Here is a 16,183-nt window from a genome sequence, read left to right as displayed (position 1 = left end):
CAGCGAGTCCCCCTGAGGTGAACCTAGATCGTTGGCTGATCCGCTGTCAACCCGCACCTTTTCGGCGATAAATAGGGGGAGTTGCCGACCTGCGCGAACTCACCGGCCCGCGTGATCCGCCGGTCGGCGGTGACGCGAGGTGATTTCGGTCACCACGCCCATTTCGGTGTCCAGGCGCCGGTGTCGCGGTGGCCGGGCGGCGCGGAGGCGAGGTGGTCGCGGAGCGCGCTCAGGGCGGGGTGCGGGTTGTCGCGGTGCCAGATCAGCGAATGCGGATAGACCGGGGTCGGGTGGCGCACCGCGATGCGCCGCAGCCCGTAGTCGGCGGGCCAGACCAGGCGGGTCCGTTCGCCGACGAAGGTCGCCAGCGTCGAGGAGTCGGCGATCGTGTCGAGGAGCGGCTCGGGGCCGAAGTACGGGCCGATCGCGTCGATGGTGATCCCGAACGCGGCGGCGAGGTCGTCGTAGTAGGCGGCCCATTCGGTACCGGGCACGATGCCCGGCATCCAGATCCGGTGCCCGGCGAGCTCGGCCGGGGTGACCTCGCGGGCGGCGGCGAGCTCATGGGACGGTCCGGTGAGCAGCTGGATGGGCTCCTCGTGGACCCGGGTGGCCTCGATGCCGCCGGGGAGCCGCCGCGCGGGCACGGTGACCGCCCGGAACGACGCGTCGATCGTGCCGGTGCGTACGGCGGCGATGGCCGCCTCGGCGTCGAAGAGGGTCACCACATCGAGTTCGACCTCGGGGTGCGCGCGGTGGAAACCGCGCAGCAGATCGGCCGGTGCGAGCCGCCGCCCGATCACATCGACGCGCAGCGCGCGGCGGCCGGGGCGTACGGAGGCGGCGGCCCGCTCCTCGGCCCGCAGCAGCTCCCGGGCGTGGGGCAGGAACGCCTGCCCGTCGATGGTGGGCCGGGCGCCGCGCGCGGTACGGGTGAACAGCCGCACACCGAGCTCCTTCTCCAGCGCGGCGACGCGCTTGGAGACGGCCTGCTGGGTGATGGACAGCTCGGCGGCCGCCTCCTGGAACTGGCCCGCGTCCGCGACGGCGACGAAGGTGCGCACGGCCTTGAGGTCCACGTCGGCCACCTTAGCCGCACAACTCATGGTTGTGGCATGTCGAGGGCGTTGTTTGAACCGACCGCCCCGGCTCGCTTGGATATCGCCCGTTCCACGTGAGGTTCTTCGGGCGAGATGGCGGGGTGCGCTGCACATGGGGGCGAGGCGGAAGCTGGGGCGGCAGTTCGGATGGCTCTGGGCGGCCTATGCGGTCAGCGCGTTCGGCACCTGGCTCGCGTTCGACGCGTTCCCCATGATCGCGATCACGGTGCTCCATGCCGGGGCGGCCCAGGTGTCGCTGCTGGCGGCCGCGGGGCTGGCGGTGGGTGCGGCGGTGGCGGTGCCGCTCGGGCCGTGGATGGAGTTCCGCCGCAAGCGGCCGGTGATGATCACGATGGACGTGGTCCGGTTCGCGGCCCTGATGACCGTACCCGTCCTGTTTCTGCTCGGCCGGCTCACCTTCGTCCAGCTCGTGGTCGTGTCGGTGGTCGTCTCCGCGGCCGACATCGCCTTCACCGCGGCCAGCGGCGCGTGTCTGAAGGCGCTGGTGCCACGGGATGACCTGCTGGTGGCGAACGCGCGGTTCGAGTCCACGTCCTGGACCGCCACCATGCTCGGCCCGCAGATCGGCGGGGCCGCGATCGGGCTCTTCGGCCCGGTGATGGCCGTGGCGGCCAACGCGGTCAGCTTTCTGCTCTCCGCGGCGGGGATCCGTGCGATCGGCGGCACCGAGCCACGCCCCGAGCGCACCGGCCCGCCTCCACGGCTCCGCGCCGGTGAGCTGCTGGAGGGCTGGCGGTGCATTCTGACCCACCCGACACTGCGCCCGCTGTTCTTCAACCAGGTCCTGGTGGGCGGGCTGATCATGGCGACCGCGCCGCTGCTCGCCGTCCTCATGCTGGGCAGCCTGGGGTTCGCGCCCTGGCAGTACGCCATGGCCTTCACACTGCCGTGCGTCGGCGGCCTGATCGGCTCCCGGCTGGCTCCCCGGCTGGCAGCGCGGTTCGGGCGGCACCGGGTCATGCTGACCGCGGGGGCGCTGCGGGCGTGCTGGCTGCCGGGGTTGGCCTTCGTGCGCCCCGGTACGGCGGGGCTGGTGCTGGTCATGGCGGTCGAGCTGGGGCTGATCTGCTGCATGGGCGTGTTCACCCCGTTGTACGCCACCTATCGGCTCGACCGGACCCCGGCGGACCGGGTCGCCCGCACCCTCTCCGCGTGGTCGGTCTCCAGCAAGGCCACCATCGCGACCCTGACCGCCCTGTGGGGCCTGCTGGCCGCTGTCACCGGCCCCCGGATCGCGATCGCCACAGCCGGAGTCCTCAGTCTGGCGACCCCGCTCCTCCTCCCCCGGCACGGGCACGACGCACCCCGCCCCGAGCAGGAGCCGGCGCCGAGCCACACCTGATCCGCGGTCCGCATCACCGGCCCGGAACACGATGGACGACGCCGTCACGACGCCGCACGCCAACAAGACGCCGCACGCCAACAAGGGGATCAGGAGCGGGGATGCTCGGCGGTAGCCGTCATCCGGGCGACATGAGCCGGGGCCACCACCGGGGTTCGCACGATCTACTCCCCCATTACGCAAGCGACTTGCAATTCTTGCGCTACGCTTGCGTGCATGACGCGACGACTTGCTGAAGTGGCGAAGAAGGTCGGTGTCAGCGAGGCCACGGTCAGCCGGGTGCTCAATGGCAAGCCCGGGGTCTCCGAAGCCACCCGGCAGGCGGTGCTGTCCGCGCTGGACGTCCTCGGCTACGAGCGGCCCACCCAGCTGCGGGGCGACCGGGCCCGGCTGGTCGGGCTGGTCCTGCCGGAGCTGCAGAACCCCATCTTCCCGGCGTTCGCCGAGGTCATCGGCGGGGCGCTGGCGCAGCTGGGGCTGACTCCGGTGCTGTGCACCCAGACCAAGGGCGGGGTCTCCGAGGCCGATTACGTGGATCTTCTGCTGCAACAGCAGGTGTCCGGGGTGGTGTTCGCGGGCGGGCTGTTCGCACAGGCCGACGCGCCGCATGACCACTACCGGCTGCTCGCCGAGCGCAACATTCCGGTGGTGCTGGTCAACGCGGCGATAGAGCATCTCGGTTTCCCGGGCGTCTCCTGTGACGACGCCGTGGCCGTGGAGCAGGCGTGGCGGCATCTGGCCTCCCTCGGCCACGAGCGGATCGGGCTCGTGCTCGGACCGAGTGACCATATGCCGTCGGCGCGCAAGCTGGCCGCGGCGCGCGCGGTCGCCGGCCGGCTCCCGGACGAGTTCGTGGCCCGGGCGATCTTCTCGATCGAGGGCGGCCACGCCGCGGCCTCGCGGCTGATCGACCGGGGGGTCACGGGCATCATCTGTGCCAGTGACCCGCTGGCCCTGGGGGCGATCCGGGCGGCGCGCCGCAAGGGGTTCGGCGTGCCGTCGCAGGTGTCCGTGGTCGGCTACGACGACTCGGCGTTCATGAACTGCACCGAGCCGCCGCTGACCACCGTCCGCCAGCCCATCGAGGCCATGGGCAGAGCGGCCGTTGAGCTGCTGAACGCGCAGATCGGCGGTGCGGCCGTACCGTCCGAGGAGCTGTTGTTCGAGCCGGAGCTGGTGGTACGCGGCTCCACCGCGCAGCCGCCACGGGAGTGAGGCGCCGGCGGCGCGACCGAGGAGGCCCAGCGGCTGGTCTCGGGGCCCGTCCAGAGGCGGCCGACAGGGGGTTGAGCAGGGGGTTGGCAGGCGGCCGCAAGGCGGTCGGCAGGCTCAATCCGGCTGATCCACAGTTCAGTTGAATAATTACAGAATCTACGCGACATCTTGCGGCCCGTTGTCGACGGTGCTTGAGTGTGCGGCGCACTCACGGTTGTGTGCGCCCCGCTCGCGGCCGTGGGGCTTCCCTGCTCCTGTACAGAGGGGTCCACCCATGAGAAGCACCGGGTTCCGCCGTACGCTCATCGCGCTCAGCGCCTGCTCCCTCGCCCTCACCGCCTGCGGAGGGTCCAACGACGGCTCGGCAGACGGAAAGACGCGTATCACCGTCAACTGCATGCCGCCCAAGAGCGCCAAGGTCGACCGCCAGTTCTTCGAGGAGGACATCGCCTCCTTCGAGAAGCAGAACCCGGACATCGACGTCGTCGCGCATGACGCGTTCCCCTGCCAGGACCCGAAGACCTTCGACGCCAAGCTGGCCGGCGGCCAGATGGAGAACGTCTTCTACACGTACTTCACCGACGCCCGGCATGTCGTCGACATCAACCAGGCGGCCGATCTCACGCCGTACGTCAAGGAGTTGAAGAGCTACCCCACCCTCCAGAAGCAGCTGCGCGACATCTACACGGTCGACGGCAAGGTCTACGGCATCCCGCGCACCGGCTACTCGATGGGCCTGATCTACAACCGCAAGCTCTTCGAGAAGGCCGGGCTCGACCCCGACAAGCCGCCGATGACCTGGGAGGAGGTCCGCGCCGACGCCAAGAAGATCGCCGCGCTGGGCAAGGGCACGGTCGGCTACGCGGACTACAGCGCACAGAACCAGGGCGGCTGGCACTTCACGGCGGAGCTCTACGCACAGGGCGGCGACGTCGTCAGCGCCGACGGCAAGAAGGCCACCATCGACACCCCCGAGGCGCGCGCCGTCCTGCGGAATCTGCACGACATGCGCTGGGTGGACGACTCGATGGGCAGCAAGCAGCTCCTCGTCATCAACGACGCCCAGCAGATGATGGGCTCGGGCAAGCTGGGCATGTACCTCGCCGCGCCCGACAACATCCCGATCCTGGTGAAGGAGAAGGGCGGCAACTACAAGGACCTCGCCATCGCCCCCATGCCCGGTGGCAAGGGCACGCTCATCGGCGGCGATGGCTATATGTTCCAGAAGAAGGACACACCCGCCCAGATCCGGGCCGGCCTCAAGTGGCTCGACCACATGTTCCTGACCCCGGGCAAGGGTTTCCTCGGCGACTACGTCCGCGCCAAGAAGAACGACGCCCCGGTGGGCCTGCCCGAGCCGCGGCTGTTCACCGGCGCCGCCGACACCAAGGACCAGCAGGTCAAGAAGGCCAACGCCAATGTCCCCGTGGGCAACTACCAGACCTTCCTGGACGGCAATCAGAAGCTGCGGATGAAGATCGAGCCGCCGCACGCCCAGCAGATCTACTCCGTGCTGGACGGAGCCGTCTCCGCCGTCCTGACCAAGAAGGACGCCGACATCGACCAGCTCCTCGAGGACGCCTCCGGGAAGATCGACAGCACCCTGGCCCGGGGCTGACCCGATGACCAAGACGGCTGCGCGGCCGCCCGCCGAGGCGATCGCCGTCCACCCGGTGCAGGCGCCGCCCCCGGCGGGGGGTCGGGGGCGGCGCCGCCTCGCCGACCAGGCCCGTGCCTACGGCTTCCTCCTCGGCGGTCTCGTCTGCTTCGCGCTGTTCTCCTGGTACCCGGCGATCCGCGCGGTCGTGATCGCCTTCCAGAAGTACACGCCCGGCTCGTCCCCCGAATGGGTCGGCACCGCCAACTTCACCCGGGTCCTGCACGATCCGGAGTTCACCGCGGCGTGGCGGAACACCCTCACCTTCACGCTGCTGGCGCTGGTCATCGGCTTCGCGATCCCGTTCCTGCTCGCCCTGGTCCTCAATGAACTCCGGCACGCCAAGGCGTTCTTCCGGGTCGTGGTCTATCTGCCGGTGATGATCCCGCCGGTGGTCAGCGCCCTGCTGTGGAAGTGGTTCTACGACCCCGGCGCCGGGCTGGCCAACGAGGCGCTGCGCTTCGCGCACCTGCCCACCTCGAACTGGTCCAACGGCGCGGACACCGCCCTGGTCTCCCTCGTCATCGTCGCCACCTGGGCCAATATGGGCGGCACCGTCCTGATCTATCTGGCGGCCCTGCAGTCCATCCCCGGCGAGCTGTACGAGGCGGCCGAGCTGGACGGTGCGAGCCTGCTGCAACGCGTCCGCCATGTCACGATCCCCCAGACCCGGTTCGTCATCCTCATGCTGATGCTGCTGCAGATCATCGCGACGATGCAGGTCTTCACCGAGCCCTTCGTGATCACCGGCGGCGGCCCGGAGAACGCCACGGTCACCGTCCTCTACCTCATCTACAAGTACGCCTTCCTCTACAACGACTTCGGTGGCGCGTGTGCGCTGAGCGTGATGCTGCTCGTGCTGCTCGGCGCCTTCTCCGCCCTCTATCTGCGGCTGACCCGCTCCGGGGAGGACGACGCATGAGTACCCGGACCCTCGTCTCCCCCGCCGCCCTGGCCCGCCCCCGCGGCCGGGCCGTCTACTGGACGGTCTTCACGGCCGTGGTGGTGCTGTTCGCGGTCGCCTTCCTCTTCCCCGTCTACTGGATGGTGACCGGGGCGATGAAGTCGCCGGACGAGGTGGCGCAGACCCCGCCCACCCTCGTTCCGAAGCACTGGCACTCCAGCGGCTACACCGACGCCTGGGACCTGATGCAGCTTCCGCAGCATCTGTGGAACACGGTGGTCCAGGCGGCCGGTGCCTGGCTGTTCCAGCTGGTGTTCTGTACGGCCGCCGCCTATGCCCTGTCCAAGCTGAAGCCCGCCTTCGGCAAGGTGATCCTCGGTGGCATCCTGGCCACGCTGATGGTCCCGGCCCAGGCGCTGGTCGTGCCGAAGTACCTGACCGTCGCCGATCTGCCGCTGATCCACACCAGCCTGCTCAACGACCCGCTCGCGATCTGGCTGCCGGCCGTGGCCAACGCCTTCAACCTCTATCTCCTCAAGCGGTTCTTCGACCAGATCCCACGCGATGTCCTGGAGGCCGCCGAGATCGACGGCGCCGGGCGGCTGCGCACCCTGTGGTCGATCGTGCTGCCCATGTCGCGTCCGGTGCTCGGCGTCGTGTCGATCTTCGCGCTGGTCGCGGTGTGGCAGGACTTCCTGTGGCCGCTGATGGTCTTCTCCGACACCGGCAAGCAGCCGATCAGCGTCGCACTCGTCCAGCTGTCGCAGAACATCCAGCTGACCGTGCTCATCGCCGCGATGGTCATCGCCAGCATCCCGATGGTCGCGCTGTTCCTCGTCTTCCAGCGGCACATCATCGCCGGGATCAGCGCGGGCAGCACGAAGGGCTGACTTCGCCCCCTCGACAGAAAGGCATCCACCGTGGCCCAGCCCACCCCTGCCCGGACGCCCCTCGACTGGTGGCGCTCCGCGGTCATCTACCAGGTGTACGTGCGCAGCTTCGCCGACGGGGACGGCGATGGCACCGGCGACCTCGCGGGCGTCCGCGCCAGGCTGCCGTATCTCGCCGAACTCGGCGTCGACGCCCTGTGGTTCAGCCCCTGGTACCAGTCGCCCATGAAGGACGGCGGCTATGACGTCGCCGACTACCGCGCCATCGATCCGGCCTTCGGCACCCTGGCCGAGGCGGAGAAGCTCATCGCCGAGGCCCGGGAGCTGGGCATCCGCACGATCGTCGACATCGTGCCGAACCACGTCTCCGACCAGCACCCCTGGTGGCGTGCCGCCCTCGCCGGCGGCCCCGAGCGCGAGCTCTTCCACTTCCGCGCGGGCCGTGGCGACCACGGTGAACTGCCGCCCAACGACTGGAAGTCGGAGTTCGGCGGCCCGGCGTGGACCCGGCTGCCCGATGGCCACTGGTATCTGCATCTGTTCGCCCCCGAGCAGCCGGACCTCAACTGGGCGCACCCTGCCGTACGCCAGGAACACGAGGACATCCTGCGCTTCTGGTTCGAGCGGGGTGTGGCGGGCGTCCGCATCGACTCGGCCGCCCTGCTGGCCAAGGATCCCCGTCTGCCCGACTTCGTCGAGGGCCGCGATCCGCATCCGTACGTGGACCGCGACGAGCTCCATGACATCTACCGCTCCTGGCGAGCGGTGGCCGACGAGCACGGTGGTGTGTTCGTCGGCGAGGTGTGGCTGCCGGACAGCGAGCGCTTCGCCCGCTATCTGCGCCCCGACGAGCTGCACACCGCCTTCAACTTCTCGTTTCTGGCGTGCCCCTGGGAGGCCCGGCGACTGAGGGCGTCGATCGACGAGACGCTCGCCGAACACGCTCCGGTGGGCGCGCCCGCCACCTGGGTGCTGTGCAACCACGATGTGACCCGCACGGTCACCCGCTACGGGCGCCAGGACACCGGTTTCGACTTCGCCACCAAGGTCTTCGGCACCCCCACCGACCTCGCCCTCGGCACCCGGCGGGCACGCGCCGCCGCGCTGCTGTCGCTGGCCCTGCCCGGCGCCGTCTACGTCTACCAGGGGGAGGAGCTGGGCCTGCCCGAGGCCGACATCCCTCGCGACCGCATCCAGGACCCGATGCACTTCCGCTCCGGCGGCACCGACCCGGGCCGCGACGGCTGCCGGGTGCCGCTGCCGTGGGGGGCCAGCGCGCCGTACGCCGGTTTCGGCTCGCGCGAGGAGCCGTGGCTGCCGCAGCCCGCGCACTGGGCGGCGTACGCGGCCGATGCGCAGGAGGCGGACCCGGGGTCGATGCTCGCCCTCTACCGCGAGGCGATCCGGATCCGCCGCGCCACCCCCGGTTTCGGCGACGGGCCGCTGACCTGGCTCCCCTCGGCCGACGGTGTCCTGGCCTTCGCCCGTGACCACGGCCTGGTCTGCGTGGTCAACCTCGCGGACACCCCCGCCGAGCTGGACCACACCTCCCGGCTACTACTCAGCAGCGGCCCGCTGGACGACCAGGGCCGCCTTCCGCGGGACACCGCGGCCTGGCTGCTCGCCTGAGCCACACCCCCACCGCACCGCGCTATCCCACCACCCCCACCACGAAGGGATCAGCACATGCACAGCAGCAGCATCGCATCGGCATCCGCCAGGCGCCTGTCGGCGATCGGCGCGACCGTCGCCCTGGCGGCCGGCATGCTCGTCACCCTGACCCCCACGGCCGCCCACGCGGCGGCGGGCGCCTCCTTGCCCTTCACCTCGGTCGAGGCCGAGTCGGCCACCACCACGGGTTCGAAGATCGGCCCCGACTTCACCCAGGGCACGCTCGCCTCCGAGGCGTCCGGGCGCCAGGCCGTCCGTCTCAACGGCGGTCAGCGCGTCGAGTTCACCGCACCGCGCGCCGCCAACGCGGTGAACGTGTCCTACAGCGTGCCGGACGGCCAGTCGGGCGCGCTCAACGTCTATGTCAACGGCACCAAGCTGGGCAAGACCCTCACGGTCACGTCCAAGTACTCGTATGTGGACACCGGCTGGATCATGGGCTCGAAGACCCACCACTTCTACGACAACGCCCGGCTGCTGCTCGGGCAGAACGTCCAGGCCGGTGACAAGATCGCCTTCGAGGCGGCGAACGCCCAGGTCACCGTGGATGTGGCCGATTTCGAGCAGGTCGCGGCGGCGGCGAGCCAGCCCGCCGGATCGGTCTCGGTCACCTCCAAGGGCGCCGACCCCAGCGGGCAGGGCGACTCCACCCAGGCGTTCCGGGACGCCATCGCCGCCGCCCAGGGCGGCGTGGTCTGGATCCCGCCGGGCGACTACAAGCTGACCTCCTCCCTGAGCGGTGTCCAGAACGTCACCCTGCAGGGCGCCGGCAGCTGGCACTCCGTCGTGCACACCTCGCGGTTCATCGACCAGACCAGCTCCTCCGGCAACGTCCACATCAAGGACTTCGCGGTCATCGGCGAGGTCACCGAGCGCGTCGACTCCAACCCGGACAACTTCGTCAACGGCTCGCTCGGCCCGGGCTCCAGCGTGTCGGGCATGTGGCTCCAGCATCTGAAGGTCGGTCTCTGGCTGACCGGCAACAACGACAACCTCGTGGTCGAGAACAACCGCATCCTCGACACCACCGCCGACGGCCTCAACCTCAACGGCAGCGCCAAGGAGGTACGGGTCCGCAACAACTTCCTGCGCAACCAGGGCGACGACTCGCTCGCCATGTGGTCGCTGAACTCCCCGGACGTGAGCAGCAGCTTCGAGAACAACACCATCTCGCAGCCGAACCTCGCCAATGGCATCGCCATCTACGGCGGCAGGGACATCGCGGTCAAGAACAACCTGATCTCCGACACCAACGCGCTGGGCAGTGGCATCGCCATCTCCAACCAGAAGTTCCTGGACCCGTTCCATCCGCTGGCCGGCACGATCACGGTCGACGGCAACACGCTCGTGCGCGCGGGCGCCATGAACCCCAACTGGAACCACCCGATGGGCGCCCTGCGCGTCGACTCCTACGACAGCGCGATCGACGCCACCGTCAACATCACCAACACGAGCATCACGGACAGTCCGTACAGCGCCTTCGAGTTCGTCTCCGGCGGCGGCCGGGGCTACGCGGTCAAGAACGTCAATGTGACCGGCGCGACCGTGGCCAACCCCGGAACGGTCGTCGTCCAGGCCGAGGCGCAGGGAGCGGCGAAGTTCAGCAAGGTCACCGCCTCCAGCGTCGGCGCGGCGGGCGTCTACAACTGCCCGTTCCCGGCCGGTTCGGGCACCTTCGAGGTCGGCGACGGCGGCGGCAACTCCGGCTGGAGCAGCACCTGGTCGGACTGCTCCACCTGGCCCCAGCCCGGCCAGGGCAACCCGGACCCCGACCCGGGCCGCAATCTCGCCAAGGGCCGCCCGGCCACCGCGACCGGCTCCCAGGACGTCTACACCCCCGGCAAGGCGGTCGACGGCGACGCCGGCACCTACTGGGAGTCGACCAACAACGCCTTTCCGCAGGCCCTGACCGTGGACCTGGGCTCCAGCCAGGCCGTCCGCCGGCTGGTGCTGAAGCTGCCGCCCTCCTCGGCGTGGGGTGCCCGTACCCAGACCCTGTCCGTGCTGGGCAGCGCCGACGGCTCCGCGTATACGACGGTGGTGGGCTCGCAGGGCTACCGCTTCGACCCGGCGACCGGCAACAAGGTCACCGTCGCCCTGCCCGGCACCACGCAGGTGCGCTATCTGAGGCTCAATGTCACCGGCAATACGGGCTGGCCGGCGGCCCAGCTCAGTGAGGTGGAGGCGTATCTGACCTCGTGACCCCCGCCCCCGCGCTTCGCCGCCCGGAGCCGCCCCAGAACCGCCCGGAACCGCCCCGGAGCCACCCGGGCGCCCCGGTTCCCGGCCCGGCGAAGCGCGGGACGAGGCGTTTGGATCATGAGCATCACCAGGGGCGCTTGCATGATCATGCATAAGACTGCATACTCCTGCTGTGTCCAAAGTTCTCACCTCCCTCCCTGTCGGCGAACGCGTCGGGATCGCCTTCTCCGGCGGCCTCGACACCTCGGTAGCGGTCGCGTGGATGCGCGACAAGGGCGCGGTGCCCTGCACCTATACCGCCGACATCGGCCAGTACGACGAGCCCGACATCGCCTCGGTCCCCGGGCGCGCCACGACGTACGGCGCGGAGGTCGCCCGGCTGGTCGACTGCCGGGCGGCCCTGGTCGAGGAGGGGCTCGCGGCCCTTGCCTGCGGGGCGTTCCACATCCGCTCCGGCGGCCGGGCCTACTTCAACACCACCCCGCTCGGGCGGGCGGTCACCGGCACCCTGCTGGTGCGCGCCATGCTCGAGGACGATGTGCAGATCTGGGGCGACGGCTCCACCTTCAAGGGCAATGACATCGAGCGGTTCTACCGCTACGGCCTGCTGGCCAACCCCTCCCTGCGGATCTACAAGCCCTGGCTGGACGCCGACTTCGTCAGCGAGCTCGGCGGCCGCAAGGAGATGTCGGAGTGGCTGGTCGCCCACGACCTGCCCTACCGGGACAGCACCGAGAAGGCCTACTCCACCGACGCCAACATCTGGGGCGCGACCCACGAGGCCAAGTCGCTCGAGCACCTCGACACGGGCATCGAGCTCGTCGAGCCGATCATGGGCGTGCGGTTCTGGGACCCGACGGTCGAGATAGCGGCCGAGGACGTCACGATCGGCTTCGAGCAGGGCCGGCCGGTGACAATCAACGGCAAGGAGTTCGCCTCCGCCGTCGATCTGGTGCTGGAGGCCAACGCCATCGGCGGCCGGCACGGCATGGGCATGTCCGACCAGATCGAGAACCGCGTCATCGAGGCCAAGAGCCGGGGCATCTACGAGGCACCGGGCATGGCGCTGCTGCACGCGGCGTACGAGCGGCTGGTCAACGCGATCCACAACGAGGACACCCTGGCCACCTACCACAGCGAGGGACGGCGGCTCGGCCGGCTGATGTACGAGGGCCGCTGGCTGGACCCGCAGGCGCTGATGGTGCGCGAGTCGCTGCAGCGCTGGGTCGGCGCGGCGATCACCGGCGAGGTGACCCTGCGGCTGCGGCGCGGTGAGGACTACTCCATCCTGGACACCTCCGGACCGGCGTTCAGCTACCACCCGGACAAGCTCTCCATGGAGCGGACCGAGGACTCCGCCTTCGGGCCGGTGGACCGGATCGGCCAGCTCACCATGCGCAATCTCGACATCGCCGACTCGCGCGCCAAGCTGGAGCAGTACGCCGGTCTCGGCATGGTCGGCAACGCGCATCCGGCGCTGATCGGCGCCGCGCAGGCGGCCTCGACCGGGCTGATCGGCGCGATGCCGCAGGGCGCCTCCGAGGCGATCGCCTCGGACGGACATGTGTCCGGGCAGGACACGCTGCTCGACCGCGCCGCGATGGAGTTCGGCGCCGACTAGGTCTTCGCTCCACACCGCGCGACAACGGCCAGGGCACCCCTCGACGGGGCGTCCTGGCCGTGTGCTTTCCCCGGTGGGCGCGGGCCGGGTCAGCCCGCGGGCTTGTCCGCCGCACCGCCGCCGAGGCCATCGACGTACGAGGCGATCCAGGCCAGCGGGGCGTTCCAGTTGATGGTGATCTCGTTGGTGGAGTACGCCATCAGGCTGTCGGTGTAGCACATCGCCGGGGCGCAGCCCTTCAGCTTCTTCTTGGCGACCACGTCCTGCAGCCCGGAGTTCGGGCCACCGGCCAGCGAACCGGGTGCCGGATGGGGCAGCCTGTGGTCCCGCTGGTGGGCCCAGAAGCGGTGGTGCTGGTTGTGCGAGTTCCGCTCGCCGTAGCCGGTGACATAGGACTGGTTGAGCGGATTTCCGCCCAGCACGTAGTCCATGCCGCGGAGCACCGCGTCGAGGTAGCGGGGCTTGCCCGTCAGGTCGTGTGCGGTGGCGAGCACGATCATGTTGTTCAGCACCTGGCTGTTGGAGCCCCACTCGTACTTGCCGTCCTTCGGCGCGTACGGAACGCCGTAGGCCGACTTCGCGGAGTCCGCGGCGTAGCGGTCGGCGGCCTTCGTCACCATCGTGCGCACCTCGGCGCGCTGCTTCGCGGTGAGCTTGCCCGGCACGGTGGCCAGGTCGAGCGCGCCGAGGCCCGCGGTCGAGGCCCAGGACATGCCGCCGCCGCGCGGGAAGAGCGCGTCGACGTCGCGGTGCAGCGGCGAGCCGAGCACCGCCTTGGCGTAGGTGTGATCGCCGGTGCTCAGGAACAGTTCGGACGCGGCCCAGTAGAACTCGTCGCCCACGGAGCGGTCGCCGTAGGCGCCGCCGCCCGTGGAGTCCTTGTCGCTGGCGAAGATCTTCGGATGTGCCTTGGCCGCGTCCCACGCGGTCCGGGCCGCGTGCAGACAGCGGGCGGCGAACTCCGGGTCGTAGGACTTGAAGACGCGGGCGCTCTGCGCGGCGGAGGCCGCCAGGTTGAGCGTGGCCGCGGTGGACGGCTTGTGCAGCTCACGCTGCTGCTTGTCCTGGTCGGGCCGGGTCGGGAAGCCGGTCCACTGCTTGTCGTGCACCTTATGGAACGCCATCCCGGCGAGCGGCTTGCCCTGGGGCACCTGCATGCGCAGCAGGAATTCCATCTCCCAGCGGGCCTCGTCCAGGATGTCCGGAACGCCGTTGCCGCGCTCGGGCACCCGGAGCCGGCCGTCGCCGAGCGGCGCGGCGTCGACACCCTTGGTGGTGTGGGTGCGCTCGTAGGCGGACATCAGCTGGGCCACCGAGATTCCGCCGTTGACGACGTACTTGCCCTGGTCACCGGCGTCGTACCAGCCACCGGAGACATTCCGGCGGTAGTCGCACTCGCCCTTCTGGCACGGGACGTCGGTGTCGCCCCGGTGCGGGGCGGCCTTGTCGTGGCCCGCGGGGCGGGCGTACTTCGAGCCCACGAGGTCCGCGTCGATCTTGATGCCGCTGCGGTTGTGGTAGAAGTACGCCAGCGCGTCGCCGCGCAGCGAGCGGTAGAGGTGGTCGCCGATGGTGAACGGCTCGCTCTTCTTCCCGCCGATGGTGACGGTGTACCCCTCGCCCGCGTCGGTGACCTTGCTGAAGTCGAAGGTCTGGACGTTCTGCCGGGAGCTCGGGTCGACGCCCGCGGGGTGGGTGGTCCCGCTCGCCCGCTCGGTGCCGTCGGCGGCCCGGAGCGTCCAGGTCAGCGGCTTGGTGGCAGACGTGACGACGGTCCCCTTCTTGGGGCCGTGGGTCAGATAGCCGACCTGGTTCACCCGCACCGGCGAGCCGGTGTCGGCCTTGGGAGCGGCCGTCCCGGCGCCGTGCCGTGCGTGGTGATCCACGGCGCCGGCCGCGGGCGCGGCCAGGGCGCCGAGGGCGAGGCCGGCCGCGATCGCCGCGCCCAGCGTGCGGCGGCGGCGATCGGTCCGATCAGGGGCGGTACGTACGCGAGGAGCAGAAGACAAGTCTCAGCACTTCCGAGGGTTTCGGCGTCTTTTCCGTCCCTCAGAGGCTAAGAAAACGTCCTGGCCTGCAGCTTCGTACGCTTAGCCGAAATCCGCATACACCAGGTGACCGAGCACGGCCTCCTTCAATCGAGGTATTCCGGCAGGTGAGCACGGGTGGCGGCGGGCTACCGGCGGGGGTCTACCAGCGGGCGAGATCGGCCTGGAAGGACGGGTCGAAGCGCCGCATGTACCCGGTGTCATCGCGGTTGCGCTGTCCGCAGTGGACGTACTGCTCGTGCAGCCGCGCCAGGGCGTCGGGGTCCAGCTCCACACCGAGGCCGGGGGCGGTCGGCACGGGCACCGAGCCGTCGGTGAACGTCAGCGCGCCGTCCACGATCACGTCCTCGGACTTCCAGGGCCAGTGGGTGTCGCAGGCGTAGGTGAGGTTCGGGGTGGCGGCGGCCAGGTGGGTCATCGCGGCCAGGCTGATTCCCAGATGCGAGTTCGAGTGCATGGACAGGCCCATGCCGAAGGTGTCGCAGATACCGGAGAGCAGCTTGGACCGGCGCAGTCCGCCCCAGTAGTGGTGGTCGGAGAGGACGACCTGGACGGCGTCGGCGGCCACCGCGGGGGCCAGCTCGTCGAAGGCGACCACGCACATATTGGTGGCCAGCGGCATGGGAACCTCGCGGGCGACCGCGGCCATGCCGTCGATCCCGGGGGTGGGGTCCTCCAGGTACTCCAGCACACCGTCGAGCGCCCGCCCGACCTTCACCGACGTCTGTGTCGTCCAGACGGCATTGGGATCCAGGCGCAGCGGATGGCCGGGGAAGGCGTGGCGCAGCGCCCGTATCGCCTCGATCTCCTCCTCCGGGGGCCGGACGCCGCCCTTCAGCTTGATCGCGGTGAAGCCGTAGTCGTCCACCATCCGCCGGGCCTGCGCCACGATGGCGTCGGGGTCGAGGGCCTCGCCCCAGGAGTCGGGCTCCTGGCCGGGGTGGGCGGCCCACTTGTAGAAGAGGTAGGCGCTGAACGGGACCGCGGACCGCACGGCGCCGCCGAGCAGGTCGCAGACCGGGCGCCCGACGGCCTTGCCCTGGATGTCCAGGAGCGCCACCTCGAACGGGGAGGCGACCCGGTCGACGGTGCTGCTGGTGGTGATCATGCCGGTGAGCCCGGAGCCGCCGGCGCCGCCCACGCGCTCGATGACCCGCTGGACGCGCTGGTGCAGCTCCTCGGTGGCGAAGGCGTCGAGCCCGACGATCTCGTGTCCGACGGCCGCGAGGCGCTCCAGGTGGAGCTCGTCGGCGTAGGTCTCGCCGAGCCCGGTCAGGCCCGCGTCGGTGTGGAGCTGCACGATCGAGCGGAGCGCGAAGGGCTCGTGGACGCCGACGGAGTTGAGCAGGGCCGGGTCGCGGAAGGCGACGGGGGTGATGGTGACATCCGTGATGCGCAGAGGCGCTCCGTCAAACATCGACGTCCATTCATGTGGTTGAACGTGTGGTAGGTGTGTGAAACCCACCAAGGGCATGCCCGGGCGAGGAGGGGGCAAACCACCGGCTACAACTC

Annotated in this window: 11 protein-coding genes; 8 read left to right on the top strand and 3 right to left on the bottom strand. The window is 70.1% G+C overall.

What is annotated here, in order from left to right:
- Positions 1-149: 149 nt before the first annotated feature.
- Positions 150-1,079 (bottom strand): LysR family transcriptional regulator, encoded by a 930-nt coding sequence (locus tag J8403_RS39085; protein ID WP_211127319.1) that lies wholly within the window; start codon positions 1,077-1,079, stop codon positions 150-152.
- 133 nt (positions 1,080-1,212) lie between these two features.
- Here J8403_RS39085 and J8403_RS39080 point away from each other — a divergent pair, with 133 nt between their 5' ends.
- From J8403_RS39080 to argG, 8 genes are all read left to right on the top strand, one after another.
- Positions 1,213-2,463 carry an MFS transporter gene (locus J8403_RS39080; protein WP_211127318.1) on the top strand — a complete coding sequence of 417 codons (1,251 nt, stop codon included), beginning with the start codon at positions 1,213-1,215 and terminating at the stop codon, positions 2,461-2,463.
- A gap of 216 nt (positions 2,464-2,679) precedes the next feature.
- Positions 2,680-3,678, top strand: coding sequence for a LacI family DNA-binding transcriptional regulator (locus J8403_RS39075; protein WP_211127317.1), 999 nt, complete (start codon positions 2,680-2,682; stop codon positions 3,676-3,678).
- Between the two features lie 274 nt (positions 3,679-3,952).
- Positions 3,953-5,296, top strand: coding sequence for an ABC transporter substrate-binding protein (locus J8403_RS39070; RefSeq protein WP_211127316.1), 1,344 nt, complete (start codon positions 3,953-3,955; stop codon positions 5,294-5,296).
- Positions 5,297-5,300: 4 nt separating this feature from the next.
- On the top strand, positions 5,301-6,257 hold the full coding sequence (locus J8403_RS39065) for a carbohydrate ABC transporter permease (RefSeq protein ID WP_093469238.1): 957 nt from the start codon (positions 5,301-5,303) through the stop codon (positions 6,255-6,257).
- Positions 6,254-7,129, top strand: coding sequence for a carbohydrate ABC transporter permease (locus tag J8403_RS39060; protein ID WP_211127315.1), 876 nt, complete (start codon positions 6,254-6,256; stop codon positions 7,127-7,129). Before J8403_RS39065 ends, J8403_RS39060 begins: the two co-directional genes overlap by 4 nt.
- A gap of 30 nt (positions 7,130-7,159) precedes the next feature.
- Positions 7,160-8,758 carry a glycoside hydrolase family 13 protein gene (locus J8403_RS39055; protein ID WP_211127314.1) on the top strand — a complete coding sequence of 533 codons (1,599 nt, stop codon included), beginning with the start codon at positions 7,160-7,162 and terminating at the stop codon, positions 8,756-8,758.
- 57 nt (positions 8,759-8,815) lie between these two features.
- Positions 8,816-11,002, top strand: a complete 2,187-nt coding sequence (locus J8403_RS39050; RefSeq protein ID WP_211127313.1) for a discoidin domain-containing protein — start codon at positions 8,816-8,818, stop codon at positions 11,000-11,002.
- Positions 11,003-11,174: 172 nt separating this feature from the next.
- Complete coding sequence (gene argG, locus J8403_RS39045) at positions 11,175-12,623, top strand: argininosuccinate synthase (protein WP_211127312.1); 1,449 nt, start codon at positions 11,175-11,177, stop codon at positions 12,621-12,623.
- A gap of 89 nt (positions 12,624-12,712) precedes the next feature.
- Here argG and J8403_RS39040 read toward each other — a convergent pair whose 3' ends face one another.
- Positions 12,713-14,632, bottom strand: a complete 1,920-nt coding sequence (locus J8403_RS39040) for a glycoside hydrolase family 9 protein (RefSeq protein WP_343245346.1) — start codon at positions 14,630-14,632, stop codon at positions 12,713-12,715.
- 181 nt (positions 14,633-14,813) lie between these two features.
- Positions 14,814-16,088 carry a glucarate dehydratase family protein gene (locus J8403_RS39035; RefSeq protein WP_211127311.1) on the bottom strand — a complete coding sequence of 425 codons (1,275 nt, stop codon included), beginning with the start codon at positions 16,086-16,088 and terminating at the stop codon, positions 14,814-14,816.
- Between the last annotated feature and the right edge of the window lie 95 nt (positions 16,089-16,183).

This window comes from Streptomyces yatensis (assembly GCF_018069625.1).
GTDB lineage: Bacteria > Actinomycetota > Actinomycetes > Streptomycetales > Streptomycetaceae > Streptomyces > Streptomyces yatensis.
Note: the sequence above shows the minus strand (reverse complement) of the source record. Positions and strands in the feature narration are given on the sequence as shown.

Excerpts from the sequence above, each read along its gene's own strand:
- J8403_RS39070 (WP_211127316.1), top strand. The coding sequence starts at position 3,953 with ATGAGAAGCACCGGGTTCCGCCGTACGCTCATCGCGCTCAGCGCCTGC.
- J8403_RS39060 (WP_211127315.1), top strand. The coding sequence starts at position 6,254 with ATGAGTACCCGGACCCTCGTCTCCCCCGCCGCCCTGGCCCGCCCCCGC.
- J8403_RS39075 (WP_211127317.1), top strand. The coding sequence starts at position 2,680 with ATGACGCGACGACTTGCTGAAGTGGCGAAGAAGGTCGGTGTCAGCGAG.
- J8403_RS39065 (WP_093469238.1), top strand. The coding sequence starts at position 5,301 with ATGACCAAGACGGCTGCGCGGCCGCCCGCCGAGGCGATCGCCGTCCAC.
- J8403_RS39050 (WP_211127313.1), top strand. The coding sequence starts at position 8,816 with ATGCACAGCAGCAGCATCGCATCGGCATCCGCCAGGCGCCTGTCGGCG.
- J8403_RS39035 (WP_211127311.1), bottom strand. The coding sequence starts at position 16,088 with ATGTTTGACGGAGCGCCTCTGCGCATCACGGATGTCACCATCACCCCC.
- J8403_RS39080 (WP_211127318.1), top strand. The coding sequence starts at position 1,213 with ATGGGGGCGAGGCGGAAGCTGGGGCGGCAGTTCGGATGGCTCTGGGCG.